General features: G+C 68.8%; 21 protein-coding genes and 3 pseudogenes. 8 read left to right on the top strand and 16 right to left on the bottom strand.

Annotation, left to right across the window (positions count from 1 at the left end):
* Positions 1–216: 216 nt before the first annotated feature.
* The 11 genes from C9F11_RS42665 to C9F11_RS42615 form a co-directional block, all read right to left on the bottom strand.
* On the bottom strand, positions 217–906 hold the full coding sequence (locus C9F11_RS42665) for an ATP-binding protein (RefSeq protein ID WP_138957286.1): 690 nt from the start codon (positions 904–906) through the stop codon (positions 217–219).
* Positions 907–1,015: 109 nt separating this feature from the next.
* Positions 1,016–2,476 (bottom strand): hypothetical protein, encoded by a 1,461-nt coding sequence (locus tag C9F11_RS42660; RefSeq protein ID WP_212767777.1) that lies wholly within the window; start codon positions 2,474–2,476, stop codon positions 1,016–1,018.
* Positions 2,473–3,162, bottom strand: coding sequence for an ATP-binding protein (locus C9F11_RS42655; RefSeq protein WP_249401519.1), 690 nt, complete (start codon positions 3,160–3,162; stop codon positions 2,473–2,475). Before C9F11_RS42655 ends, C9F11_RS42660 begins: the two co-directional genes overlap by 4 nt.
* Positions 3,163–3,284: 122 nt before the next feature.
* Positions 3,285–4,109 carry an ATP-binding protein gene (locus C9F11_RS42650; protein ID WP_138957288.1) on the bottom strand — a complete coding sequence of 275 codons (825 nt, stop codon included), beginning with the start codon at positions 4,107–4,109 and terminating at the stop codon, positions 3,285–3,287.
* On the bottom strand, positions 4,106–5,764 hold the full coding sequence (locus C9F11_RS42645; protein WP_249401520.1) for a Mu transposase C-terminal domain-containing protein: 1,659 nt from the start codon (positions 5,762–5,764) through the stop codon (positions 4,106–4,108). The genes C9F11_RS42650 and C9F11_RS42645 overlap by 4 nt, the downstream gene beginning before the upstream one ends.
* A 227-nt stretch (positions 5,765–5,991) precedes the next feature.
* Positions 5,992–7,614, bottom strand: a complete 1,623-nt coding sequence (locus tag C9F11_RS42640; protein ID WP_138957289.1) for a hypothetical protein — start codon at positions 7,612–7,614, stop codon at positions 5,992–5,994.
* Positions 7,611–8,420 carry an ATP-binding protein gene (locus C9F11_RS42635; protein WP_138957290.1) on the bottom strand — a complete coding sequence of 270 codons (810 nt, stop codon included), beginning with the start codon at positions 8,418–8,420 and terminating at the stop codon, positions 7,611–7,613. Before C9F11_RS42635 ends, C9F11_RS42640 begins: the two co-directional genes overlap by 4 nt.
* A complete protein-coding gene (locus C9F11_RS42630) occupies positions 8,417–9,181 on the bottom strand; it encodes an ATP-binding protein (RefSeq protein ID WP_249401521.1) in 765 nt (254 codons plus the stop codon). The genes C9F11_RS42635 and C9F11_RS42630 overlap by 4 nt, the downstream gene beginning before the upstream one ends.
* Before the next feature lie 12 nt (positions 9,182–9,193).
* Positions 9,194–10,879 (bottom strand): Mu transposase C-terminal domain-containing protein, encoded by a 1,686-nt coding sequence (locus tag C9F11_RS42625; RefSeq protein ID WP_138957291.1) that lies wholly within the window; start codon positions 10,877–10,879, stop codon positions 9,194–9,196.
* Positions 10,880–11,092: 213 nt separating this feature from the next.
* Complete coding sequence (locus C9F11_RS42620; RefSeq protein WP_138957292.1) at positions 11,093–13,216, bottom strand: hypothetical protein; 2,124 nt, start codon at positions 13,214–13,216, stop codon at positions 11,093–11,095.
* A 748-nt stretch (positions 13,217–13,964) separates the two neighbouring features.
* Positions 13,965–14,540, bottom strand: coding sequence for a transcriptional regulator (locus C9F11_RS42615; RefSeq protein ID WP_138957293.1), 576 nt, complete (start codon positions 14,538–14,540; stop codon positions 13,965–13,967).
* A gap of 368 nt (positions 14,541–14,908) precedes the next feature.
* Here C9F11_RS42615 and cutA point away from each other — a divergent pair.
* Positions 14,909–15,067 (top strand): annotated as a pseudogene (gene cutA, locus C9F11_RS42610) (divalent cation tolerance protein CutA); the annotation flags it as partial.
* Here cutA and C9F11_RS47845 read toward each other — a convergent pair.
* Positions 15,024–15,236, bottom strand: a complete 213-nt coding sequence (locus C9F11_RS47845) for a hypothetical protein (protein ID WP_171075581.1) — start codon at positions 15,234–15,236, stop codon at positions 15,024–15,026. The pseudogene cutA and the gene C9F11_RS47845 sit on opposite strands and share 44 nt — an antisense overlap.
* A 248-nt stretch (positions 15,237–15,484) precedes the next feature.
* On the opposite strand from C9F11_RS47845, the gene C9F11_RS42600 reads away from it, so the two are divergent.
* Together C9F11_RS42600 and C9F11_RS49150 are read left to right on the top strand one after the other, a co-directional pair.
* Complete coding sequence (locus C9F11_RS42600) at positions 15,485–15,889, top strand: Rid family hydrolase (RefSeq protein WP_138957294.1); 405 nt, start codon at positions 15,485–15,487, stop codon at positions 15,887–15,889.
* A 59-nt stretch (positions 15,890–15,948) separates the two neighbouring features.
* Positions 15,949–16,047, top strand: a pseudogene (locus C9F11_RS49150) (IS5/IS1182 family transposase); the annotation flags it as partial.
* Between the two features lie 209 nt (positions 16,048–16,256).
* Here the strand turns inward: C9F11_RS49150 and C9F11_RS42590 are convergent.
* Positions 16,257–16,586: a hypothetical protein gene (locus C9F11_RS42590; protein WP_138957295.1), complete on the bottom strand. Its 330-nt coding sequence runs from the start codon at positions 16,584–16,586 to the stop codon at positions 16,257–16,259.
* Between the two features lie 873 nt (positions 16,587–17,459).
* Between C9F11_RS42590 and C9F11_RS42585 the strand changes: the two genes are divergently transcribed.
* The 4 genes and pseudogenes from C9F11_RS42585 to C9F11_RS42575 all read left to right on the top strand — a co-directional run bounded on the left by C9F11_RS42585 (position 17,460) and on the right by C9F11_RS42575 (position 19,728).
* Positions 17,460–17,702, top strand: coding sequence for a hypothetical protein (locus C9F11_RS42585; RefSeq protein WP_138957296.1), 243 nt, complete (start codon positions 17,460–17,462; stop codon positions 17,700–17,702).
* 1 nt (position 17,703) lies between these two features.
* Positions 17,704–17,892, top strand: a pseudogene (locus C9F11_RS49145) (Clp protease N-terminal domain-containing protein); the annotation flags it as partial.
* Positions 17,878–18,249: a Clp protease N-terminal domain-containing protein gene (locus C9F11_RS42580; RefSeq protein WP_269078152.1), complete on the top strand. Its 372-nt coding sequence runs from the start codon at positions 17,878–17,880 to the stop codon at positions 18,247–18,249. The pseudogene C9F11_RS49145 and the gene C9F11_RS42580, both read left to right, overlap by 15 nt.
* 957 nt (positions 18,250–19,206) lie before the next feature.
* Complete coding sequence (locus tag C9F11_RS42575) at positions 19,207–19,728, top strand: EF-hand domain-containing protein (RefSeq protein WP_249401522.1); 522 nt, start codon at positions 19,207–19,209, stop codon at positions 19,726–19,728.
* Here C9F11_RS42575 and C9F11_RS42570 read toward each other — a convergent pair.
* A complete protein-coding gene (locus C9F11_RS42570; RefSeq protein ID WP_138957298.1) occupies positions 19,692–20,237 on the bottom strand; it encodes a hypothetical protein in 546 nt (181 codons plus the stop codon). The two genes, C9F11_RS42575 and C9F11_RS42570, sit on opposite strands and share 37 nt — an antisense overlap.
* A gap of 715 nt (positions 20,238–20,952) precedes the next feature.
* On the opposite strand from C9F11_RS42570, the gene C9F11_RS42560 reads away from it, so the two are divergent.
* Positions 20,953–21,141, top strand: a complete 189-nt coding sequence (locus tag C9F11_RS42560; RefSeq protein WP_138957299.1) for a hypothetical protein — start codon at positions 20,953–20,955, stop codon at positions 21,139–21,141.
* 25 nt (positions 21,142–21,166) lie between these two features.
* Here C9F11_RS42560 and C9F11_RS42555 read toward each other — a convergent pair whose 3' ends face one another.
* Both C9F11_RS42555 and C9F11_RS42550 read right to left on the bottom strand, forming a co-directional pair.
* A complete protein-coding gene (locus C9F11_RS42555) occupies positions 21,167–21,775 on the bottom strand; it encodes a hypothetical protein (RefSeq protein WP_138957300.1) in 609 nt (202 codons plus the stop codon).
* 568 nt (positions 21,776–22,343) lie between these two features.
* Positions 22,344–23,225 carry a helix-turn-helix transcriptional regulator gene (locus C9F11_RS42550; RefSeq protein ID WP_138957301.1) on the bottom strand — a complete coding sequence of 294 codons (882 nt, stop codon included), beginning with the start codon at positions 23,223–23,225 and terminating at the stop codon, positions 22,344–22,346.
* Positions 23,226–23,389 lie beyond the last annotated feature (164 nt).

The raw sequence follows: 23,389 nt of genomic DNA, 5'->3' as shown, positions 1-23,389 counted from the left end.
CGCCGCGCATTCTCGGGCCCCGAAGACCGCGAGCCGAGGAGCACCCTCCAGCGACCGCAGGTGTGTTCCTCAGCCGCTCAAGGCGCCGGTCTCCCCTGCTCACATGACGGAGGGACCGCACACACCCGGCGGACGGGATGCCCACCCATCAGGGCCCCGCCAAGGCACAGCAGACCGAGGTGGCAGCTGGAGGCTGGCCGGAAGGCAAACAGCAGGTCATACCCGGGGATGCGTCGGCGGGCGGGCAGCGCACCCCTGCGTCGCCGCAGGAGGGGACGCGTTCCTCCCGGGACAGGCCCATCGCACCGTCAGTCCGCTTCGTATACGGCCCTGCGGACCGTACGCGTCGGCCTTGCCAATGAGGTTTAGGGGCACCTTCGCCCACTCATGGTGGAAGGCGGGCGCTGCGGTGCGGACCTCGTCGGCTCCCAGGCGGTCGATCCTGTTCCAGGTAGAGATCCGCGCGGCCTGTTCCCTGCGCAGCTTCTTATAGCCGCGCTGGTCACCGATGAACACGACAGCAGGACGGCTGTGGCTGTCTCCCGCGTCCCACAGAGAGCGAATCAGACGCAGGCAGTCGGCGTTCAGGTTCTGTACATCGTCAAGCACCAGGGCATAGCGGCGGCGGGCGAGTGCCTCGTGCAGCAACGCGTCCACCGCTGCGGGCCGGTGGGGCACAGGCCCGTCCAGCACCAGGGCGTGGAAGAGTTTCTCGCGCAGGGTGCGCGCGGTGGAACTGAAGCGGAGCCATGGCCAGATCATTTGCTCGCATCCGATGGTGCGCAGCGCGATGGAGGCGCCGAGTGTCTTGCCGACACCTGCGTCGCCATGAAGGCACGTCATGCGACCGCCCTCAACGGCGTCCTTGATCGCGGTCTTGGCTGCGTTCAGTGCCCAGGTCGGCACCAGTCGGGCCAGTCGCCGGGAGTGCCGAACTCTTCTGTCTGGCCAAGGGCAGAACTCATGTCGGGATCCTCTGCGGTCAAAGCGGCTGTCGGCGGCAGTGCCGGAAGCCTCAGAGCGGACGTCGAGTGGTGGGTGGGCGCAGACGCGCCCGGGCCGAAAAGGCCGGGGCGGCGGGGGCGGCCGGGACAGGGACGTTCACGTGCTGGCAGCGGGCGGCGGTGTGCCAGTCCTCGGCGGGGTGCGGGTGTGTGACGGCCGGGATGTCGAGGCCGGCGTCGCGGATGAGGTGGTCGAAGCGGATGGAGGTGCCGAAGCAGCCGGCAAACAGCCCGAAATGGTCGGCGGTGCGCGGGGTGCGGTGGCGGAAGGCGAGGGCGGCGGCAAGCAGGGGGCGGGCGCGGGCCGGAATGGCGTACATGTGCCGGGGGCCGGGCGGCATGCCGATGTAGATCCTCGAGTCGCGGTCGATGGCCAAGAGGGTGGCCTGCTCGTCGACACTGGTGATCTGGGTCATGGACAGCAGGGACGGGTCGGTGCCGGTGAACAGCAGGGCGGCTGCCGCGGCGGCGCGCAGCGGATTGGGCAGGTTCGTGGTGAGAGTGTGAGCCACGTGCGGGGTGATCGGCACGGTGGTGACGCCGGGGCCGCAGCGCGCGGCGAGGTCGTCAGGGACGTCGAGGTGGAGCTGCCGGCCAAGGAAGTGGGCCTGGGCACCGCGTACGCGGGCGAGGGTGTGCCCAGGGCTGGGGCTTGAGACAGTGAGGCGGGACAGGAACAGGCGCAGGCTCTCCATGTCCTTCCAGTCGGTGGGTTCGTGCGGGCCGGTGCCCTCGTCCGGGGATATGACGGTGGCCGTCGCCGCGGGCGTGAAGCTGGGGTGACGGGCCAGCCAGGTGCGGGCGGCGGCGTGGCCGGCCCGGTACTGGCTGTCGGTGCGGGCGAAGTCGTCCTTGTTCAGGTGGCGTCTGCACTCCTGGAGGAAGGAGGCGGCGTCGCCATCGGGCAAGTCGGGCAGCGGAGGGATGTGATCGGGCGGGGGCGGGCCGTGGCGTCGGCTTGTGTCGGGCGGGCCGATGGCGTCCAGGATGGCGGGGGTGCCGGAGACGGTGTGTGGATCGGCGAGGCCGGTGGCGGCAAGGCGTGCCCGCAGGCGGTACTCGGTGGCCTCGGTGGAGGTGTGGGCGATGAGGACGAGGCGGATGCCGGTCTCGGCGCGCCAGGTGGCCAGGCGCGCCAGGCGTTCGGGGGTGAGGCGGTGGGCGCGCAGCACGATGGCCTGCTTGAGCCCGGTGGTCAGGGTCCAGCAGGTCACGGCGCGCCAGGCCGCGTCTGTGGACATCCGCTCGGCGTCGGGGCGGGTAAAACTGTCGCGGCCCATGGCGCGCAGCAGGTCCAGGGCGAGGTAGGCGAGGCTGTTGGTGTGCGGGGTGGGATCGGCGGTGATGCAGCCGCCCTGGGGGTGGGCTCGCTGGTGGGCGGCGTGGTGGATGGTTCGGTCGTCGCTCGCGTCCAGCAGGAGCGTGACGGGCGGCGGGGCCGACGGTGCGGTGAGGTGGGCGGGGGCGGTCATGGGCGGTGGGAGGTGTCGATACGGCGGATGATCTGCCGCAACAGACCCGGGTGGGGGCTGGTTGCACCGGTGGCGGTCAGGGTGCGTTGGATGTGGTGGGTGAGCAGGGCCCAGCGGCGCAGGCTTCCGTGGGCGAAGTCGCCGTCCAGCGACCAGAGATGATCGTGTGCAACGGTCTGCCACAGCGGGTGCAGGACGGGAACGGTACGGGGAATCTCATCACGGGCCAGCGGTGGGAGGGTGAGCCACTGCGCGGTGCGGGTGTGGAGCATCTGCTGGGCGCGCAGGGCCCGTTCACCTCGCTGTCCGGCGATCAGGACGGTGCACAGTCCGCCGGGAAGGTCGTCGTGCAGGAACCGGAGGTACTCGAAGCATGCCTCGGGCATCCGGTCGGCTTCGTCGACGACCACGATGCGCGGCCTGGCTCTCAGCGCACGGCGGATCAGGGCGTCGGCAGCCGCCGGTTCGGCCGGCGCAGCGTTCTGCAGTTCGAGAGCGTGGTGCAGGTGGGCGCGCAGGTCGGCCGGCCGGGGCCTGGCTCCCAGACGCAGCGAGACGCGCGCCTGAGGGAAGCGGGTACGGGCAGCGTGGTGGACGGCGAAGGTCTTACCGACTCCAGCGTCGCCCAGTACGCACAGGAAACGCTGCTGCTGGCAGGCCTCGGCGAGCGCGTGATCGACTGCCACGAGACCGGGAGTGAGGACGGTGCGCGCCCCAGGAAGGCTGAGGAAGTGCAGTTCCGGGGGCGCTGGTTGACCGGCGAGGGGGAAGGGCCGTGGTGCCGCCAAAGGCCGCGCCGCCGTCTTGGTCAGCATCGGGCCAGGGCCCAGTCGACGACCTCATCGTTGACCTGCTCGACGCCGAAGTACTCCATGCCCTTGATGACGTGCTTGGTCACCTTGACCCACTCGCGGAAGGAGCCCAGCGCGTACTGGGTGTCGACCCGCTTGAGCAGCGCCTCGTCCACACCGCGCCACACGGGGTGGGAGTCGGGGACGGTTTTGAGGATCTCGTCCTCGGTCATCGCGAGGATCTCCAGGCGAATGTAGATCCGGGAGGCGAGCGCCGGGTCGCTCTGCAGGGTCTCGTAGGCCTCGCGGCCGCCGACGAAGACGATGGCGGGCTGGGGGTCGCAGTTGTCCCACAATTTGCGCAGGAACTCGAAATTCTCCCGCCGGTACTGCTGGGCCTCATCGCACACGATCACATACGGACGCCGCGGCAGGGCTTCGCGCAGCAGCTTGTCGAACGCGGTCGCAGTGCCGGGCATCTTGCAGTTGAGCCGCATCTGGTGGAACAGCTCCTCGCGCAGGTCCTTCGGCCCGGGGCGGGAACGGGCGAAGTCGAGGGGGAGGATCAGGTCCGGGTTCATCTCCTGGATCGTGGCGCGGGTGGAGAAACTCTTGCCAAGCCCCGGGTCGCCGTAGATCACGGACATGGCCTTCGACTCGACGGTGTCGATGACGGTGTCCTTGATCTGCAGCAGGGTGTCCGTGGCGACCAGCGTGGAGTCCTTGAGGCCGAGGAAGTGCTGCGGGCGCAGGTCGGGGCGGCGCCTCGATGCCTCGCCCGGTGATGCGGTGACCGGCTGGCGGCGCTGGCCAATGTGCTTGTGCTTGGGGGCCGTTGTCACGATGCGTCGTCCTTAGATGTGGTGTCGGTGAGGCCGGGGCGTTTCCACGCGGCCGGGATCGGGGTCAGGGGCCGGTAGGGCTGTGCCCGACGGCGAGGCAGCGGGGGCGGGACGGTGCCCTTGAGTTCGGCGCGGGCCTCCCGCTCGGTCATACGCAGGGCTCGGACAGGCACCTCGGGCCGGGTGGACGGCAGGTGGCGTTCCCGCTTGCGCTCGCCGGAGCGTTTCAAGGCCCGCCGCAGCTCCGCGCTGTGCTCATCGCGGTCGTGCAGCACCTTGGCGCGCAGTTCCTCGCTGGCCTCGTTGCTGAGGAAGGCCCGGCCCAGGTAGCGGTTGCCGCGGAAGGTGTACAGATCGATCTCGTGATGGTGGTGCGGCATCCACCGCACCCGGACCTCGAGCCCGATCCGGCCCACCCCGTTCTCGGGCATGTAGGCACGCTTGTTGAACTCCACCCCGTGACTGGTGATCTTGCGGGGCCGGTGGTCGCTCTCCAGCATCAGGGCGCGCAGCTCGGCCGCGCTCGGCTCGGGCCGGACCTCAGCGGGATCGGCCAGCCAGGCCGCAAGCGGCGTCATACCGGTGCGCTCGATGACGTGCTCGGTGTTGTGCTTCTCGACCCACTCGCCCAGCAGGCCCACGAACGCCTCGAAGGTCAGCGGCGGGTCCGTCTCGCCGAGGCGGCGGCGGTGATCAAGCCGGGGCGCCTTCGTGTAACGGGGCAGGTCGGCGAAGAAGCGGGTCATGCTGGTGTGGTTCAGACGCTCGATACCGCCCTTGTGGCGGGCGCTGCGCACCCGGTGCACCGGCACGCCCAGCAGGCCGAAGGCGCGCAGGACGGTTTTGGACAGGAAGTCGGCGCCACCGTCGACGCGCACCAGGTGCGGCAGCCCGCCGGGCGGGCCGTAGGGGGCCTCGCGCAGCACGGCCATACGTACCGCGGCCAGGACCGAACCGCGGTGCGCGGAGCCAGCGGTGACCGCCCAGCCCATCACATAGCTGGTGCCGCGGTCCTCGAACCACGTCACCCACACCCTCGACGGCTTGCCATCGGGCATCATCACGACGGTCTCGGCCTGCTTGTGATCCCCCTCCCACACCTCATTACGGGCCACCGCCGGCCGCTGGAACGCCGGATCAAACCCCCGAGCCGCGGGAATCCCCTCCCGCAGGCCCGCCATGAACCCCGGATCAAGATCCCGGGCAATCGCATCGTGCAGCGTCGTCAGTCCCGGCGGCTTCTCCCCTGCCGCCACCGCCACCTCGACCAGGCGCTCATGAGCGCGCTTCACGTTGCCCTGATAATCAGCGAGGACATCGATGATCTCCTCGGTGATCCGGAACCGGCGACGTTCCGGCTTCTCCACACTGCCGGTCTCCTCCGCGCGGACCAGCCAGCTCCACACCGTCCTCTTGTGCACACCCACCGCGTCAGCGACCAGCCGTACATGTCCGGTCGTCAACTCCCCCGCGGCCCGCAGCCGCAGCAACTGAGCCACCGCCGCAGGCCTGAGCTCATCCCGATGCCGCCCCAAACCGATGTCCATGGCCTCGGACGCGTCGCCAGTCTCTGTCATCGGTACCCGTGACAGGGGTGAACGGATAACGCAACAAGGGGCACGATGCCAGCCTCCAGCAGTCAACAGCCGCCCCACACAAGGGCAGTTCAAGCAACGCCCGTGGCGAGCGCGACGGAAGCGACGCTAGAGCCCCCCACGCGGAGAGGCAGGCCGAGACCTCCCCAAGACGAGTGACACCCCATCGATCCGCCCCCGGCTCGGGCACACACGCGCTATAGAGCTCGCCACGAAGGAGATCCGACGAACACGCCACCCGCCGGTCCGGGGTCATCACCACCAAATCCGGATCACCGCCACCAAGATCAACCAGCTGACACGGCCAACGACCAGCACAAAAACGATCCCGCATCAATGGCGAGGAAACCCGAACACCCCAACCCCTCTTCCCCGAACCTCACATCGGCCAAAAGATCCTCACTGACCGATACGGGAGGCCGGCGGGAGCCAAGGTAATGCCTCAGGATCTCCACAACGGGGGCGGCCTGGTCGTGTGGGAGGGCAGTGTCGGTCGGGGGACCGATGGTAGCGAGTAGCTCGGCGCGTTGGTGTGAGCTCAGCAGGTGTGGTGGAGCTGCGAGTTGGAGTTCCTCTTTCGTCCGTGGGTGATGCTGAGGGGGCTGGTCGGTCGATGTGTGTGGCGTGGTGGTGGCTGGGCGCGCGCAGCGGGCGCGGTGGTGCCAGTCGGGGCCGGGCTGGAGAGGGCCGAGGGCGGGGATGTCCACTGCGGCGTCGTGGGCCAGGTCTGTGAGCCGGTGGCCGAAGGAGCTGCTGAACAGCAGGAAGTGATCTTGCGCCTGCTCTGAGCGGCGGAACCGGAGAGCCGTGCGCAGCACGGGGCGAGCTCGGGGCGGGACGGCGTAGGCCACGGCGGGTGGCGGAGTGGTCGAACCGTGTTCGGGGTGCCAGACGTCGGGGACGGCTAGACGTGTGCAGCGCTCGTCGAGGGCGGCGACGGGGGTGGCGTACAGGGCGTCGGGGTGGGTTCCTGTCGTCAACAGGGCTGTCAGTGCGGCTAGTTGGAGTGGGTGGGGAATGCCGCGGCTGATGCGGTGGGCCGTGTATGGCGTGAATGGGCGTGTGGTGGTGCCCGGCCCCGTGGCCGTTTCGAGGTCGTCGGGCAGGTCCAGGAGGAGACCGGCGCGCAGGAATCCGGCCTGGGCTCCGCGCAGCCGGGTCAGAGTGTGGCGCAGGCTGGGGCTGCTGGTCGTCAGCCGGGATAGGAAGAACTCCAGGTCCTGCTGGGTGGGCAGACCTGGGTGGCGGGTGAGGTAGGCCCTGGCCGCATACAGGCCGGCCCAGTACTGGGCATCGACCCGGGCGAAGTCTGCGGCGGGCAGACAGCGGCGCAGCTCGGCGCGGAAGCGGGCGACCGGGAGGCGTGGTAGGTCCGGCAGGGGCATGGTGTGGTCCGGGACGGGCTGAGGGCGGTGTGGGGTGGGCGGGCCGAGGAGATCGAGGGCCTCGTGGCTGTCGGTGATCTGCTGCAGGTCGTGGTCGAGGTGGTGGCGGGCGAGCCGGGTGCGCAGCTGTGCGGCGGCGGTACGGGTGGGCGGCTGGGCGATCAGGACGAGGTGGATGCCGGTGTCCTGGCGTAGCTGGGCGATGTGGCGGGTGCGGGCCTCGGCGAGGTGGTGGGCGCGCAGGATGACGAGGCGGCGGATTCCCAGGACGGTGATCCAGCAGGCGGCGGCCCGCCAGGCGGGTGCGGCGGTGATGGGCTCGGATGCGGTGGGCTGGTAGTCGGTGCGGCCCAGGGCGCGCAGGATGTCCCGCGGCAGGTAGGCGGTACGAGGTGTGTGCGGGGTGAGGTCGACCGTGGCCTGGCCGGCCTGGGGGTCTGAGCTGGCCCGGGCCGCTTGGAGCACGCGGGTGTCGTCGTCCACGTCGATGATCAGTGTGACGGGCGGAGGCGTTGGGGGTGTCATCGGGGGTCTTCGTGTGGCGGGAGACAGCCGTCGAGCGTCGTCTCCAGCAGGCGCTTGCCCGAGGGTGAGGCGCGGCGTTCGAGGCGCAGGGTGTGGTGGGTGATCTGGGCCCAGCGGCGGAAGTTGCCGTGCCCGTGACGGGCGTCGAGGCGGTCGAGGACGTCGTTGTCGGCGTCGTGCCATCGCGGGTGGAGCTGCGGGATGGCGCGGCGTACCTCGCCGGGGGTGAGCGGGTGGATCTGCAGCCAGCGGGTGGTGCGTGTGGCCAGCAGGGGCTGGCGGCGCAGGGTGTGGAAGCCCTTGGTGCTGGTGGCGAGGATGAGGGTGAGCTGGGTGGTGGGGTCGTCGAAGAGGTAGCAGAGGTACTCGACGCAGCCGGTGGTCAGGCGACTGGCCTCGTCCATCACCAGCAGGTGCGGGTGCGCGGCGAGTCGGGTGCGCAAGGCCGTGTCCAGGATGCCCGGATCCCGCGTCGGCGGGATGGGGAGACCGGCAGCGAGCAGCAGCTCGGCGCGTAAAACGAGCGGGGTCGGAGCAGGGCGCGGGCTGAGATGGCAGATGTGTACGTCGCCGGGCAGCGCGGGGCGGGAGTTGAGCGCAGTCTGCAGGGCGTAGGTCTTGCCGCAGCCTGCGTCGCCGTAGAGGCACATGACGGCTTGCTCTGCCAGGGTCTGCTCCACAGCGCGGGCGACCGCGTCGAGGGCAGGGACCCGGACGGTCCGGGCACCGGGGAGCGACAGGAAGTGCTGTGGGCCGGGGCCGGGTAGGGCCGGAGGCGTGCGCGTGCTGCTGACGGTGGGCGTCATGCCTCCCCCAGACGGGCGAAGGCCCAGCGCAGCACCTCTTGGTCGACGCGTTGCCTGCCCAGGCGCTTGAGGCCGAGGCGTACCTGGGTGGTCAGCCAGGCCCAGTCGCGGAAGCTGCCGTGGGCGGCGTGCGTGTTGGCGAAGAGGATGTCGTCGGGTTCCGCGTTCTCCCACACCGGGTGGAACAGGGGGATGGCCTGGAGGACTTCTTCGGGGGTGAGGCGGGAGAACTTCTGCCAGATGAAGATCCGCGAGGCGAGCATCGGCTCCTTGCGCAGCACGGTGTAGCAGCCCTGGCCGCCGACGAAGACGATGGCCAGCTGGGTGGCGTAGTCGTCCCACAGGTAGCGGAAGTACTCGAAGGCCTCGGAGTTGAGCCACTGGGCCTCGTCCACGATCAGTGTGCGCGGGCGGGCCGCGAGTGCGTCCTTGAGGAGGTGGTCGAACTCCGACGGGTGTGCGGGCGGGGTGCCGGCCAGGTCGAGCGCGGCGAAGATCTCGTGGCGCACCGCGCGGGCGGTAGGGCGGGAGCGGAACGCGATCCGGCGCACTTCCTCGTCGGGCTCCAGCTCGCGCAGGCAGGTGTTGACCGAGAGGGTCTTGCCGAAGCCCGCGCCGCCGTAGACGCACATCATCGCCCTCGCCTCGATCGTGTCGGCGAGGTTTTCCCGTGCTCTGAGCAGGGCGCGGGTGGCCACGATGTGCGCGCCGGGCAGCTTCAGGTACTGGTCGCCCTCGGCCGGGGGCAGGGTGGTGGTCACTGATGCTCCTCCTTAGGTGGAGCCGGGCCCGTCGGTGGGGCGTGGCGCAGCAGGGGTGCGCCAGTGGCTCGGCGCTGTGGCGGGTGGGATCAGGTCGGGCAGGGCGAGCTCAGCCGCATCGGTCAGGTGGGCTGCGGTCAGGGCCTGGTCGGCCTCGGCCGAGGTGAGGGCGCCCAGGCGTTTGGGCTGTTCGGCCCGGGTCACCGCCGCGTACTTCGGGCGGGTACGCCGCGAGGCCTGGGCCAGCGCGCGGGCTAGACGACGCTTCTCGGCGTCCTTGCCGCGGCGCAGTGCCCGGCGCTGCTCGTCGGTGGCCGCGTCGGCCAGGTGGGCCGTGCCCAGGTGCTTGCCCGTAGCGGCGTCGAAGACTTCGATCTCGTGGTCGTGGTGCGGCAGACAGCGCACCCGGACCTTCGTGCCCGCGTCCGCGCCTCCGGCCATCCACTCCCCCACGTAATACCGGTTATTCCACCGCACGCCGCTGGTGGTCAGCGTGCGGATGCGGCCGTCGTCCTCGAGCGTGAACGCCCACAGCAGGGAGCGGTCGACGTCGTGGACCGGGGTGGGGTCCTGCTGCCACGCCTCAAGCGGCGTACGCCCGCCCAGCGCCTGGGAGGAGTGCTCGGTGTTCCACCAGCCGATCCACTCCAGCAGCTGCTCGACGAACACGGAGAACTCCATCAACTCGCCCACCGGCACACGGCCGCCCCGTGCGGTGCCCGGTCGCACCGAGGCGGTCGGGGCGTGGGTGTAGCCGGGCAGGGCGGCGAAGAACATGCGCTGGGCGCAGCGGTTCAGGTTCTCCACCGTGCCCTTCAGTTCCGGCCGGTAAGCGGGCAGGTCCTGGATCGGCACAGCGAACGCACCCAGAGCCTGGGCGACGGTGTGGGAGAGGAAGTCGGAGCCGCGGTCGATGCGTACCAGGGCGGGCAGGCCCCCGATGGGGCCGAAGGCGTCGTTCTCGTTGCGCTGCAGGGCTATGCGTAGCGCGGCCAGGATCGCGTCTCGGGAGGGCTGGTGCGGAGTGATCGCCGCCCCCGTGATCGCCTTGGTGGCGCAGTCGATGAACCACGTCACCCATGGAAAGACCCGCTGGCCGTCGAGGAGGACCTCGATGGGGATGTGTTTGTGATCGGCTTCCCAGCAGGCGTTCCGCCATTGCTTCGGGCGGCGCAGGTGAACGTCATGCCTTCGCCTCGCGCGTTCTCCCCCGGCCAGGGCGGCCCGCTGGCCGGCGTTCAGGTCGAGGCGGATCGCACGGTGCAACGTCGCCAGCGACGGTGGTGGTGCGGGCGCCTCGTTTCCTTCGACGGCGTCCTGGGCGTGCTCGGCCAGGGCCTGGGCGTGCTCGGCCAGCAGTTCCCGGTGTACCGCGGCGGCGTTACCGCACCATCGAGTGAGGCGTGCGTGCAGTTCGGGCGTGACCGTGAAACGCAACCGTGGGGCGGGGCCGGTACGGCCCTCATGCCGAGCGGCCTCGAGCCACCGCCACACCGTCCGCAGTGACACCCCCAGCGACGACGCGACCAGACGAGCGTGCCCCGTGGTGAGTTCCCCGCGCTCGTCCAACGCCAGCAGACGCGTGACAGCCTGCTGGCGGCCCAGCAACCGCGGCACCACCGGGGCTGGCGTCTCGCTGGCCGCGTCGAGGTCCATGCCTGAGGCGGGGGTCTCGGATGGAATGGATCGGTGGGTCATACCGACACCCTCAGCCCACGGCGCTGATCCATCGGCGGGTACAGGGAAAATCTGCAGTCAGCCGGGAACAGCCCCTACACTCCCCTGCTCGCTCAGTGAGCAGCTCAACGACACCGCGATCGGCGCCGGGGTGACACTGTGCCCGCGCGATCGGCGAAGCTAGCGACGCCTATGCACAGGCGCGTTCCTCTGTCTGTGGGAGGCGGTGCGGTCTCACGTGTTGGGTAATGCGGTGAGCTTGGGGGTTGTTCCAAGGTCTGTCAGCAGGCTGATCTGCGGGGCTGGCTTACCTGCTCTTAGGCGTCCTTGTCGCTCTGAGCTGAGCGTCTCGACTGTGCCGTGTGACCACTGAGGCTTCGCAGTGGCCAGGATGAGGCCGGCTGCTCCGACGAGTGCGCATCCTTCCATGAGTTTGCCCGCCTCGCGCTGCCGCTCGCGGACGCTGTTACCAAGGGAGTCGTTGCTTTTGGCTTCTCCCAGCCACAGATCTTCGCTGGTGGCCAGGGCGAAATCCATCTCCACGAAACGGTTGCCGCTCTTGAGGAGTTCGAATTCCTCGCAGACGAGGGCTTGGCGTGACCAGTGCTGATTACGCAGGAACCTCGTGGCCAAGAGCGGTACGTCGCCGTTGTTCACGACGAGTTCCAGCACTGCTGGGTGCAGATCGTAGAACCAGCGGGGTTCATCTGCGGCTGGTCTCCAGTGGCTCTTGGTGAGCTGGTTCTCCCCTTCGCAGCGTCTGCAGCGGTAGCTCTGGCTGATCTCAGCAAGTGGGTAGAACTCGAGGATGGGGCAATGGCCGCAGCCAAGGATCAGCCCGCGGCGTAGCACGCCCTGTGACGTCCACTGGTCGATCTGGTTTCTGCGCGCTTCCAGGTTCCAGGTGTCGTCGTTATGAGCCACGATGGCTTCCCAGGACAGGACGACAGCGGACTTCAGTTTCCACCGGCTGTGTTCCGGGCCATCGTGGTTCGTGGTGTTCTGGGCGAAGCGGTGCAGCAGAGGCCAGCCCGGGCTAGCCGCCAGTGCTTCCAGAGCAGTGCGGGATCCAAGGAGCCGTTCCATGATGGCGGCGCGTTTCCCCGCCGGGCTGGAGCGGATGGTGGTGTCGTTTGCTGAAGCTGCGATGTGCAGGATGCGCTTGATGCCTGGCCAGGCCAGCTTGGGAGAGGCAAGCGTGCCGGTCAGGGATGCCCCGCTGGGTACGAAGTCGTAACGGTGAGACCAGTAGGTGATCCCTCCGTCTGCGGCACGGACGAAGGTCTCCCATGGGTTTTGGCCTGTTGCCGTGACCGTGGACGATCCCAGTACGGCGAGTGGGGGGACAGGGTGTTTGCCGGCGGTGAGAGTGATCTGCCAGCGGTGCTTGTCTGGGTCGAGGCCGCGTGGGACCTCGGCAGCCAGCGAGAGCGATGTCTGGAGTGATCCGTCGGGTTCCTCTCTCGCGGGAAGGGAGCGCGGCTGGTCCCAGGCGTCTTTCAAGACGACCATGATCGGGTGGTTGAGATCGATGTCGAGAGGGTCGACTGCCTCGAACGGGCGCTCCACCTCTGCAGGCTGAGTGTGCCTGACGGGGCGCTCGTCCCATCGTGCGTCGATGTGCCGTTGGGTCTCTGCCACGCTCAACGAGGCGCTCGTCACCTGCATTTTGCCGGATGCGCGGCCGGGGAACAGCCACATGTCGCTCACAGACGCTTCCCATGGCATCCATGTCACCGCGCCAGGGGTCTGCCGGAGGACCTCAGCCAGAGCAAAGTCCTCTGGCTGGTCTCCCAGAACGACGATCCGGTCTGGGCGCTGGAGGGCTCTCGTGACCGGGATACACCGTCCGGCCTCATGGGAGCGCACCGCGCGCGCTCCATCGGGTGCGCTGGGGTGCAACTGTGACAGCAGCGGGGACTCGGCGCCGCGGAGCGCTGCCTCCCGCCACTGTTCAGCCGAGACGTCCCCGCCGGTGCCAGTTGCCTGGGCCTGGATACCGACGTGCATCGCATAGGCCAAGGCCTCCACCGAGGTCACAAGTCCCCTTGGAACACCGATGACGGGAACTGCGGCAATCGCGGCCAGTGGCGTCAGATCACGCACATCGTCATGATCGAACAGGTGACTGCACTGGACATGCTCCTCGTGATGGTTCGTGCCCACCCGCGAGCGCAGTGCGTCAGCAGTCGCCACAGCCTCGCGGATCAGGGGATCGTCCCACGGGTGCTGGCGGACCATCACTTTGAACTGATCAGCACCGGGGCTGCCGGAAAGCTGCTGCACGGCCAGCATCTGCTCGATACTGCCGGGGTAGAGAGCGTCAAACGTGTCCCATGACGGCCCGTAGGCCATCACATGATCAGGGTGCGAATGCGCCAGGCACCGCTCGATTGCCGGATGTCCGACTGCGCTCGCCGGGATCACCACACTCCCGCTGCAGCCCCATATTGCCGACAGCCGGGCCAGGGCTGCTGCCGTCCACTGGACCCAGTCCTCCTCCCTGTGTGGCGCGACTACCACGACTCGGGGTGGTCTGGCTGCGTACGACAGCGGCAAGAAGGTGAAGGACTGACCAGGCATTCACCCAGTTTGTCACCCCATTAGCCGCTAGCCAGCACGAAAGCCTCTTCTCACACAGCACAGCCATCAAGACCACACGTCAGATGGGAGTATCCCGTCCCCACCACAAGTGGGTGATCGCCGTCCCCGTCCATTCGCTCAGGGATCTTCAGCACACTGACACGCCCATCGTCACCCAGATGACACCACACACCACCCATGTCGATGACACCGGCGAACACATCACCACAGACCAGCACGGTGCTGTACAAGTCCAGCGGCAACAGTGACACCCTGCTCAGACCAGTGACACACCCACACAGATTCACAGCCGGCGCCGGGCAACTCCGTTGCCCGGCAACCGAATCGCTCCGCGATTCGGTTCAGGAATTCGCTCCGCGAATTCCTGTGGCTGGCTACGGGGTTGACGAGCCGTCACTTTTGGCTTTCCCTTTCGATCTAACAGGGTGTCAGAAATTTCTGGGGCTCTGAAGTTCCATCAATCCCCAGTCGGAATCGGCGATCCCCCACAAATCCCGTGAAGCTAGGCCGCAAATCCAATATTCGAAACATACTCGAACTGCCCCCACTGCGAGCCGAGATCCACAACAGCGTCATCGACCCACGCCTCGTCAAGGGAAGCGCCATCACCTCTGACCCACGCCTCAACAATACGGTCCCAGTGACGGACGTTCAGCGTACGGAACTCCACCACCCGCTGACGCGGCCTCTCCACCTGCGACTGGTTCAACGGATGAAACTCCACCCTAGTCCCCCGGCCATCACGGTTCAGACGAGCCAGCAGATAACGGGCCACATTACGGCGACGAACCGCCCGGTAAGCAGCCTCGATCCTCTCCAGATTCCGCTTCGACGGACTCCGCTTACCCTCCAGCCACGCCTTCACCGTACGGTCAGTAACCGTCAAACCCGCCTCACGCGCAGCCTCACGAGAACGCTCAGTACGCGTCAGATAATGCAGACGCGCCACCAGACCACGCCTCACAGTAATGGGAGTAGCAATGAAACCAGCAAGCCGGTCGAGCTGACGAGCAACAGCCTCATGGCCCTTGATGCCACGAGCACCATACTTACCGAACTCGTCATTCCTCTCCGGCATCCCGATCCATTCCCTTTCCCACTACCCGTACACCACGGCCTCCAGAATACCTCAACTACCCTCACCCTGATGCGAGTTAGCACATATCCAAAGTGTGAAATCTAATAATTCTCTGGGGCGGCAGAATACAAGACGTTTCAGCTCGCGCTCCTGGTGCAGCGCGGCGAGTAAAAAGCCAAGGCTCTGGATAAAGCATGAGCGGCGGCTGGACACACTGGCGCGCTGGTGCTGGCAGCTGCCGACGATCGCCGCCCTCGCCGGGGTGACCGGCGCTGAGGCTGGCCCGGTCGCCCGCTGAGACGTCTGATCTCCCTTCGTCTTCGGATGGGAGGCCTTTCGTCTTTCGTACACGCGGCTACGCTCGCGGCATGGCTGACTATGTACAGGTATCGACAGCAACTGAACACCGCCAACAGGCAGTCGAGCTGGCCCGCAGCGTCGTGCGTGAGCGGCTCGCGGCAGGTGCCCAGATCATCGGCCCGGTCACGTCCGTGTCCTGGCACGCCGGGGAGTTCGGCACCGGAGAAGCACGAGCAGGAACGAGAGTCGGCAGACGGACAGGAGCAGCAGCGCACGAAGGCGCAGGGAAGCGAGCAGCATCGGGAGCTGGCGGAGGCGCGGCGGCAGGGGCAGGAGCTCGCGGAGGGGCAGGCGGGCCGAGCACAGGATCAGGAGCCCGCAGTGAGCCTCTTTCATCCTCTGCTGGAGGGTGAAAGAGGCTGGCCGAGGGGTGTGGTGAGGAAGCAGGGCACCTCGTCGTCGGCGTACAGGTTCCACTCATCACACCAGCGCCCGGAGGAGCCCACTGCAGCCAATTTTGTGCGCACAGAGAACACTTGGAAGGCGCTACCAGACAAGCATCGCTTGTACGGACCCGTAACTTCTACACGCAAGGGGCCCGTCTGCAACTGACGGTTCCGCGCGCTGTATCAAGGGAGTGAGTCATGAGTTCTCAGGTGAAGGCATTCGGGTTCGGCATGCCGTGGGAGTCGTTGTACGGGTACAGTCAGGCCACTCAGGTGGGTGACACGGTTTATGTGTCGGGGCAGCTGTCTCATGACCGTCACGGCAACTTCGTGGGTGCCGGCGACTTCGCACTGCAGGTCCGCACCACGCTGGAGAATCTGGACCTGGTGCTGAGGCAGTTCGGGGCCGAGCGTAGCCAGATAGTGGAGACCACGGTTCTGGTGAGGAACCTGCGGGAGAACTTCGACACGACAGCACGCCTCCACGCCGAGTACTTCGGGGAGCACCGGCCCGCCAGCACGGTCATGGGCGTTTCCGACTTGGCACTGCCGGACCAACTCGTGGAGATCGGCGCGCTCGTGCGTCTCGATGTGAAGCCATAGGTGAGGAGGCCGGCCTGATTCCTTCGGCCTCTTTCATCCTGAATAGTTACAGGTCAGCAGCGTCGAGGGCGACGACCGGCTACGACGCGGGGAAGAAGGCGACTGGGCGCAAGCGCCACCTGGCCGTGGACACCCGCGGCCTGCCGGTATCGATTTCGTGGATCATGAGATCCCGGCGCAACTGCCGCGACTACGAAACGCTGCCCCAGCACGCCGAAGCACACCTGGCCTGGAGTGTGATGGCCCTGATGACACGCCGCCTGGCCAAACCCGTGGCCGCATGGCGCGAGCCCAAGCCCCCGGCCCGCACCACTCACCGGAGAACTGCCGCGCAGGGCGCGCCACCTTGGCGGCGCACCCCTGCCGGCTAGCCGAAGAACACCGAGTGCACGGTCGTCGCTCCGCCGTACGCGCCGCCGGTGTTGGGCGGCAGCGTGTCCTGCGGGATGGTGCAGGCCTCGTCGCGGTAGAGCGTGGCCACGGTGTCCGTGAAGTTGTCGACGACGCCGGCGCCGCCCGGCATGACGATGCACTCGTCGTCCGGAGGGTTCTCCATGACCATCCGGAAGCCCGTGTCGGCCCGGTTGTAGGCGAACGTGCCGCTCGCGGCCTGAGCGCTGGTCGACAGTCCCGTCACCAGCACGGCCGCCGAAGCGGCCACCACGGTCATCCGGGCCAGTCGTTTCCACCTGTGCATGAGGGACCCCTGTTCTGTTTGCGGGCGGTATCCGGTTCCACAACAGCAGCCGTGTCCGCGAGCCCGCTGCCCTCCGGCCAGGAATGCACTCAAAAGGGGTGGCGGCACGGCGTACGCTCCGGGGCACGCGACCCGCCAGCCACCGACCCGCGAGGGAACCGACCGGCTGCACCCGAACACACCCTGAACCCGTTCTGGCCACCACGAATCACTCACAGCGAGGTGAGCGAGCGTGGCCTCGCCTCCCTGTGCGAGGACGTCATCAGGTATGGCCACAAGGGGCTCCAGGAGCTCCTCCACGTCGGCGTTCGCGAGGGCAGGGGCCGATGCTCCGTTTGCCGACCTGGGTGCCTCGGCGTCGGAGGCGTATGCGGCTGCTGAGGTCGTAAAGATGGCGCCTGCCGTGATCACCGCCAGTAACGCGGTGCAAGTGCGCGCGGAAGGGGCGCGGTTGGACGAGCTGTTGTACATGCTTGGTGTTTCCCCGTTTGTCTTTTCATGTGGCGCGGATTCTGCGCCGTGGGTGTCTTGGCCGCTCGGCCAGCGGCGAGAGCATGGCAGCTCCCCGGCCCCGGCAGCCGAAGACTGGGCTACGGCCGCGCCGTCGTACTCCACAAGCTGACGGCCCGGCCACCGCAGGGACACCTCCACAGCCCCTGCTCGCGTAACGGCCCACCTGGCGCGTGCAGGGTCCGGGGGACGGCGAGGCGCACGTGCGGGGTTCGGCGGCTTGATGGGCACGGTGAACGGCATGAGAAGAGCTGACGAGCGACACGCGGTCCCTGCGCCGGCCTCGTAGGTCAGCAACGTGGCGCCGACGCCGCTTGTCAGGGTGTCTTGACACTCGTTGCACGTCAGGGCACCCTGACAGATATGGGAGCTGAGGACACACCGGCCTCGCTGGCCGGACAGGTCACCGACAAAGACCCCGAGATCGGACTGCAGGCCGTCGTCGCCCTGCGCCGCCTGCTGGAGGAACTCGAGCGGGTCCACGTCGACAACGCCCGCAGCCAGGGCTGGTCCTGGCAGAGCATCGCCACATCGCTGAACGTCAGCCGGCAGTCAGTGCACGAGAAGCATGCGAGCAGGCGTAAAGCCGAAGGCAAGGAGAAGTAGGATGTTCGAGTTCTTCACCGACCGGGCACGGCACGCCGTGACCCTGGCCCAGGACGAGGCGATCGCCCTCGGCCACGACTTCATCGGCACGGAACACCTCCTGCTCGGCCTGGCCGGCACCGACCGGAGCACGGCCGGGGAGGTACTGCGCAAGCAGGGCGTCGAGCAAGCGCGGATCAGGCAGGAGACCCTCCGCATCCTGGAAGCCGCCGGAGTCGCCACAACCGGCGGGCAAGGCGCGAAGGACGCCCTGTCCTCCCTCGGCATCGACGTCGAGGAGATCCAGCGCAAGGCCGACGACAACTTCGGCCCCGGCGCCTTCCAGTACCCCCGGCCCACCTACACCCAGGACGCCACCAAAGCCCTCGAACAGACCCTGAGCGAGGCGCATGCGCTCGGCCACGACAGATTCGGCACCGAACACATCCTGCTCGGTCTGCTGGCCGCAGGAGAAGGCCGTGGCCTGGACGTCCTGAACGCCCTGGAGGTCGACCGCGCGGGGCTGCGCGAGGCGGTACTGGCCCGCGTGGCCGGGGGCGCCTCGTAGCACCGGCTGCGGAGATGAGCCGCCCCGCTCATCTCACGCGAAGGCCGGCCTCGCACCGGCCGTCTCGCCGCGGGCCCGTGCGGAAGCCCCGGCTCCCGCACGGGCCCGCGGCGTAGCGGGGGGGCGGGCCGGCTACCTGTCGTCGTTGATCCAGTCGGTGTAGGGCGGGACGGCGGTGCAGATGTCGGGCTTGAGCAGGCTGTTGCACCCGGGAGAGGGCCTGGTGGCCAGCGCGGTGAGGGCGCCGTCGCCATTGAAGGCGGGGCCGCCGTCGTCACGATACAGATACCCCGTGCGGTCAGATGCAGCCCGGCGCAGGCCATCGCGGGATGAATCTCCTGGTCGGTACCGTAGACGAGCTGGCACTGCAAGCAGCAAACGCAGGCTTTCGTCGTCCCCAGGGGCCCGAGGCGGGAGTGCCTGAGGGACAGGGCGGCCTGCACTGAAGGCGAGGCCAGGCAGGTTGAGGCCGGCGGTCGGTTGTGTGCGGGCAACTCGGCACCGACCCGGCCCGCGACTCGCGCCCGGTGGGCCGCCGCCCACCTCAGCCAGGCCCTGCGTCCGTCCCGCGCGTGCACGGGTGGTCCCCGCTCCCCCAGCACCGCCGATGCCAGCTGCACGCCTGCCGGGGAGCCCGCGGCGAATGCGCTGGAGCAGGGCGTGGCCACCCGGAGCCCAGACGACGGACGGCAGTGCGCGAGAACAGCGAGGCGGCCCGCGCCAGGAGCAAGCCGGTAAGCAGCGGTTGTGGGACCCCGGACTCCCCCACCACAGAGCCAGGGTGCCCCTGTCGGCGTCGATGATCCGGCCGGACAGGGGCTCTGGGTGCTCGGCAGTGTCCTCCCTGCCCCGCTTGGGGGCATAGAGGACACTGCCGAGCACAGTAACCAACCCCGTCCTGAGGCGTTGCGTTTCCCGGGGGAGGACGATCGGCTACGGAGAAACGGAAGTGACGGAATGTCGGACACCGCAAAGCGGCGAATCTTCGCCATGCTGGATGTCGACGGCGACGGAGTCATCACCCGGGCCGAATACCTCGGCCGGGTCGACCGGGCTGCGGACGCCTGCGGCCGGGACCCAGAGCATGCCTTGGTGGCCGCCGCCCGCGCGGCCCACGAAGAGGTGTTCCGCCAGATGGACAGCAACGCGGACGGCACCGTCACCTACGAGGAATACCGCGACTGGGCCGGACACGACGCCTTCGAAGAATCCTGCCGCCCCGCCCTCGGCTCCCTCTTCGATCTCGCCGACCACGACGGTGACGGACACCTCACCCGCGACGAGTTCACCCGGCTGCGCGCGGCCACCGGCAACAGCCCCGAAGGCGCCGACGCCGCCTTCACTGCCCTCGACACCCACCGCAACGGCCTCATCCAGCGCACCGTCTACCTCGCCGCGATCCACGACTTCCTCACCACCGGCCACTCCCCCATGACCCACGCCTACCCTCCCGGCACACCTGCAACAACCACCCACTGACCCGATCCGCCCCGTCCCGCGCCTGTGCCTGTGCCTGTGCCTGTGCCTGCAGCTAGGAGAACGGGCGGAGCTCGCCCGACCCTGACCCTCCGGTGCCGCTGCGGCGGGCCCGCAGGACTGTGGTACAGGCTGGTCACGGGCCCCTCGACGGGCAGCGCGTGGGTGGCGGTGAAGCCGTGCTCGTGCAGCAGGCACCACCAGGCGTCGGCGCCGTAGGAGTAGTGGACGACCGGCAGGTGGGCGCCGTTGCCCAGGGTGAGGTTGTCCACGCGGCGGCCGGGCAGCTCGCCGTCGCGCGGGCCGTTGACCGAGAAGGCCAGGATGCCGCCGGAGCGGAGCCGGTGGTGGATCACGGGCAGCAGCCGGGCAGGATCGGCGTGCCAGAGGGCTCCGTAGATGGAGAAGCACACGTCCAGCACGGGCAGCTCGCGGAGTACCTCGGCGGCGTCCCCGACCCGCCAGGCCAGGGCGGGCGGCAGCTCACCGTTCTGGGGCCAGGGATCTGCCATGGGGGTCCACCACGTCCTCTTGCTCCGCGCCCGCGGCTGGCGGGGGCGTTTCGAGTCCAGCTGATGCCCGGCGCTCGCTTTCTCCGGCGTGGCGTGCACCGCGCCATGGGGATCGGAGGGGCTGCGGACGTCCACCCGCCGCGCGGGAGCAGGCGTTTGGCCAGGCGGGCCAGTGCTGCCGCCCAGGCCAGAGACCTTAGATCCCTCCGACGAGGACGGCGAAGAAGATCACACCGACGCTCCCGGTGAGCACTCCGGCCAGCGACTGATTCCGGTTGAAGCCGCTGGCCAGCCCCAGCAGGCCGAAGGTCACCGCGAGGACGCCCGTCAGCAGAGCGAACGCGATGCCGATGACGGCGCTGAAGACGGAGGCGGTGACCGCGGCGCCCCCAGACCGAGAGAGACCGGCCCGTACAAGGTCGCCGCAGTGTCGTTGGCGCTCGGGCTGTCGCTCATGTCGGCTTCCTCACCCCGGTGACGGAACGGGGAATGCGAACCCTGCCTGCCCCCATCATGGCCCTGCCCAAGAGGGGGTGAACGGGCGGGGGCAACCCAGCGGCCACGAGGCCTGGCCAGGGAGCTAAGGACCTCCCGTACGCCTAAGGACCCGCCCCGCCGGAAGATGCGGAACCTTCCCGATGCCCCGGCCCCTCCTGGGAAGCGAGAGTGGAGTCATCGCACAGAGCGAGACACCAAAGCCCAGGGGGAGAAGAAAATGTTCGACTACGAAATCCACCAGTTCCGCACCGCCGAGCTCGCCGCCCAGGCCGCCCACCACCGCCTCGTACGCGAAGCCCTCAAGGCCGCCAAGCCGCGCCGCCGGGTCCTCGGCCGGGAAGGGGCCGAGGCCCGCCTGACGGCCGCCCGCACCGCGGCCACCGACCGCTACACCCGCGCCGCCTGACCCATGGGGCGAGCACCAGCATGGGTCAGTAGCCGCCATGAGGCCGCGTGACTCCGCACCGGTGCACGGCCTCGTTGACCTCCCGCCAGATCCCGCGCAGGAGGGACGGTGCGGCCCCGTCTCGCCGCTCGGTTCCGTCACCACTTGATGGTGCCGCAAGGCCCCTCGGATGGCCCGCGTGCTGGGCCTCGCGCAGTGCCAGCAGCCCGCACGAAGCGGCGGTGGCGGCCGCCTCGTCCAGGACCTGGTCCACGGTGAACGTGCCGGTGCCCGCCATCTGCAGGAACTCGGTCGTGAAGTCCGCGCCGTTTCCTGCCAGTGCGATGGCCGCGGCCTGCGGCGCCGTCGGCAGCGGGAGCAGGCCCGGCGCCTGCGGCCGGTCCGGGGCATCGCCGAACCCCACTTCGTGGATGGGCTGTTCCGCCTCGGCGGTGACGCACCGCGCGGTGAAGGTCCGCTGCTGGCCCTGCGTCTCCCTGGTGACGGCGGCCTGCCAGCACGCGGCGTCCTGCGCCCCCGCGCTGCCCACGCAGCAGGCGGAGGGGATCGTGGCCGCCCACCCGCGCGTCTCGAAGGAGTGAGCGGACGCCGGCCACCGCACCACCGCCATCGAGCGCGGCGCTCGCCCGGGCATCGACGTCCACCCCGTCCAACACGGCCCGGCGCCCCGGGGGTTCGCAGTCATCCCGCGCCGATGGGCGATGGGGCGAACATCGGCTGGCTCGTGCGCCAGCGCGGACTCGCCCGTGACTACGAGACCGGCCCAGGGGACGGCAAGCAGGAGAATCATCAGGATTCCCAGCCCCACAGTCATGAAGCCGAAGAAAATGCCGCAGAACCTGGCACCACGATTCCCCTGCCACAGCCCCCAGGCTATCGAGCCCGGCAGGACCGTCAGCAGGGCGAACAGGAGCCACTGCGGCGCGCCTCGTATGAGCGCGACGAGTACGATCGCCAGAGGCGTGACGGCCAGGACCCCCCAGATCACGACCGCCCACATGACCGGCGTCGGTGGTTTGCGCGTCTTTGCTGAAGTCACTTCGCGGAGCATAAAAGCACTGGACCGGGAGGGGTCCCGATGCGGCTTCCTCACACCAGACTTGAAGCACTCAAGCAACCCTGGCCTGCGGCAAGAGGATGTGCCCCAGACACTGCGAGCACGCTCCCCCAGCCGCCACCCGGGCCATGACGAACAGTCCGGGCTAAGGCCGAGGACGCTGTGCGTGCTGCTCGTGCGGGGTCTCGGGCTGGCGTATCCACGCGGCCAGGAGGCGGAGTGCCTCTTCGGAGCTGGAGCCTGCTTCGGCGGTGTAGACGCTCAGCCGCTGGTCGGGATCGGCGGGCAGGGTGAGGGACTCGTAGTTGAGGGTGAGCGGGCCGACGATCGGGTGGTGGAAGTGTTTGCTGCCATGCGTGTGGCGGTGCACGTTCTGGTCGGCCCACCAGCGGCGGAAGTCCTCATCCGCGATGGAGAGTTCACCGACGAGTTCGGCAAGGAGCGGGTCGTGGGGGTGGCGTCCGGCGTCGCGCCGCAGCGAGGCGACGATGTCCCGGGCGTGGGTGTCCCAGTGGGTGTACAGCGAGCGGGCGGTCTCGTCGCCGAACATGAACCGCACCAGGTTCCGCTCGCGGTGCGCCAGCGCGTCGAAGTCGGTGAGCAGCGCACGTGCCATCTGGTTGGAGGCGAGTACGTCCAGTCGCCGTCCCAGTACCAGGGCGGGGGTGTGTTCGAGGATCCGGAGCAGGTCGTGCAGCCCCGGGCGGACCGGCTGCGGACGCGTTGCCGTGCGGCGGGGCCTGCCCGTGACGGGCTTGGCGAGCTGGAACAGGTGGGTGCGTTCGACGGGGTCGAGGCGCAGCGCGCGGGAGATGGCGTCCAGGACGGTCTCGGAGACGTTCAGCCGGCGTCCGCGTTCCATACGTACGTAGTAGTCGACGCTCACGCCCGCCAGGTGGGCGATCTCTTCGCGGCGCAGTCCTGGCACGCGCCGGGTGCCGCCGTCGTCGGGCAGGCCCGCCTGGCGCGGGGTGATCCGTGCCCGCCGGGAGCGGAGGAATTCACCGAGAGCTGTGTTGCGGTCCATGCCGTTCACGATAGGGCCCAAGATCGGCCGGATGGTTCGCGAAGGGGGGACTGGCAGTCCCCCGGTCGGGCTGTCCCGGGGGCGGAGCGGGCCCCCGGGAAGACGGTCAGTGGCCCATTCGGGTGCTGAAGTGGAGCGTGTCGAGACCGGCCGGGCCTGACCGC

Source organism: Streptomyces sp. YIM 121038 (genome assembly GCF_006088715.1).
Taxonomy (GTDB): domain Bacteria; phylum Actinomycetota; class Actinomycetes; order Streptomycetales; family Streptomycetaceae; genus Streptomyces.
Note: the sequence above shows the minus strand (reverse complement) of the source record. Positions and strands in the feature narration are given on the sequence as shown.